This window comes from Pseudomonas brassicae (assembly GCF_010671725.1).
Classification (GTDB): domain Bacteria; phylum Pseudomonadota; class Gammaproteobacteria; order Pseudomonadales; family Pseudomonadaceae; genus Aquipseudomonas; species Aquipseudomonas brassicae.
In genome coordinates this window covers 1-2,159 of the sequence record NZ_JAAHBU010000608.1, presented here as the reverse complement: position 1 = coordinate 2,159, position 2,159 = coordinate 1, and the positions used below count along the sequence as shown (strand labels likewise).

Below are 2,159 nucleotides of genomic sequence, written 5' to 3'. Positions count from 1 at the left end.
AGGCACACAATTACGTCTGGCGCCAGGTCATGCAACTGCGCTTTGCAATGGTGTCACCCTGAAACCGAACGTTTCGATCGTAACCGGGTGAGAGTCGACGACGAGATTGCCGCCTTCTTTTTTGAGCGCTGACGCAACCGCAATCAACTCCCTGTCGACTCGGCCGACATCTTGGCGCGTTATCAGGGCTGCGGACTTCTCTCGCATATCGTCTTGCGTGACTTGGCCTACACGCTCAGAAACGACGCGAGCCAGCTCTCTGCTGTAGGTAAATACGCGGACTTGGCCAGGCAACCTGGCCAACCCCTCCGTCAGCGTCGATTTTCCGGTAGCTGGTGCCCCGGTCAAATAGATGAGCCTTCCCATCCGTGGGTCTCCTTAATCAGTCCCTGAGGAACACCGCATAAGGGGGTTTGACGCGAGCAACCAAACCAATCTGCTTAATGATCCGCTGCTCAGGAGGCGGTGGAATATGGGGTTCGTTATAGATAAGACAGCCTTTATCGTTCTGCCCTTTCAAATAATCGCCTGCAATTCGCCCACGAGATTGGCCTACACCGACATGGAAGTCGTTCAGGTTGACCTCAAACTCCTCAGTTTTTAGTTCATCCAGAACAAGCGCGAACCGTGAACCGCGTACCTCGATGCCTCTTGGAACCGCCTGCCAGTCGACGCCGTCTTCAGAGTATTGGGAAGCAGCAACCGGAGGGGCCGAGTGCTTGGAGTTCATCTCGTTCATGATGATCAGGAGGTGTTTTCCCTCTTCCTGCATAGCCCTGCCGAAGGGCTGGACCATCGTGCGAGGATGGCAGGAGCTCCCTCCGTACCCCCAGAAAATTGAGCCGGCTTCTTCAAACTCTCGACGCTTCCTTTCCACGATATCTTCGAGGGTCTCGGAAGCGTGAAGCCCTACCTTCATGAAGATCACACCTTGGCCATTCGCAAGCGGGTTAGGCATCCGGAAACTCCTGGTAATGTTCGAGGGAATATCGCTGCTCTGCCTCACGATTCACATTGAGGCTAGGGGTTTCCCGCACGTGCTTGTAGATCAGCGGATTGTCCTTTCCGTAGAAATTTCGGAGGCGTTCGGCTGACAGCTTCTCCGAGGTCTTTTCCATCAGACCTGGGACACCCTACGGAACAAGCATGAGCAGGAGCGCAGGTCCGGTGCGTCATCGAGGTGGTAGAGATGGAGTTGCGGAAGCATTTCGGACACCACGTAACCCAGTTCTATGGCCCTGAGTTGCGTATCTCTGAGCACCTCTTGAGTCCAAGGAAGATCCGGGTCATCGGCAATGACAACGATGCCAAGACTTCGCTCGTTGGTAGCTTGACTGCCGCGCTCCAGAAACGCCGTTACGCTTTGGCCGCCGTTGCTCGCTCCCCAGGGTGGGTTGATATGGAAACCGTCATAGGCCCCAAAATGCTCAGCAGGAAGAGGGTCTGCCACGTTATAGAGATGGGCAGTAATCTCGATTTTGGGCGCTAGCTTCTCACCGAAGCGCCGTACCGAATTAACGATACGCTCATCGAAATCCAGAAGGGTGATTGATTTTGGTCCGTAGCTGATCACATCTTGGGCTTTGAGATGCGCTGCCGAGAGGGCTATCCCATCGCCGTCGCCAACGAAGACAACCTTCTTCCCGTCGAAGACCCTTGCGACGTACTCGGCCTGGATGACCATATCAGCTACCTTCATATAGATTTGGTCGAACTCGCGCAATGGAGCGGGTCGATTCATCACCACATCAGATATGCTATTAATCGCATTTCTTAGATCAAACTTCACTATCAACCTCCATGTCTGTGGCTGATCCTTAGCGGAGATGCGAAGCTTAGTGGCTAAGGGCTATCTGGAAGCATAATCCGAGTAGCTGGGTGAGTGGAAGACTAATGGCGCCGTATTTGTCTATGTTTCAAGCTCTCCACGCTAGGCGACTAAACCCTAATCTGGGGTCCACCTAGCATGGTTAGCCAATCCGAGCCGGTTCATACGAGTGAAACCAGCATTGCCCGCCTAGAAAATTTTACTTGTCACTGAGGCCAAGCACATCAAGCGTTTCGTCTGTGCTTTTACTAGGTGGCTTACAGGTGATTGGTACGAATCGATAGGTGGCTTTGGAGTCAGGTATCGCAAGCGCGCCTCGACTATCTGACAT

3 protein-coding genes are annotated in these 2,159 nt (G+C 53.5%); all 3 read right to left on the bottom strand.

What is annotated here, in order from left to right:
* Positions 1-27 precede the first annotated feature (27 nt).
* The 3 genes from G3436_RS29170 to G3436_RS26575 all read right to left on the bottom strand — a co-directional run bounded on the left by G3436_RS29170 (position 28) and on the right by G3436_RS26575 (position 1,789).
* Positions 28-366 carry an AAA family ATPase gene (locus tag G3436_RS29170; protein ID WP_163951324.1) on the bottom strand — a complete coding sequence of 113 codons (339 nt, stop codon included), beginning with the start codon at positions 364-366 and terminating at the stop codon, positions 28-30.
* A 16-nt stretch (positions 367-382) separates the two neighbouring features.
* Positions 383-958, bottom strand: coding sequence for a hypothetical protein (locus G3436_RS26580; protein WP_049588372.1), 576 nt, complete (start codon positions 956-958; stop codon positions 383-385).
* 159 nt (positions 959-1,117) lie between these two features.
* Positions 1,118-1,789: a bis-aminopropyl spermidine synthase family protein gene (locus tag G3436_RS26575; protein ID WP_338001330.1), complete on the bottom strand. Its 672-nt coding sequence runs from the start codon at positions 1,787-1,789 to the stop codon at positions 1,118-1,120.
* Positions 1,790-2,159 lie beyond the last annotated feature (370 nt).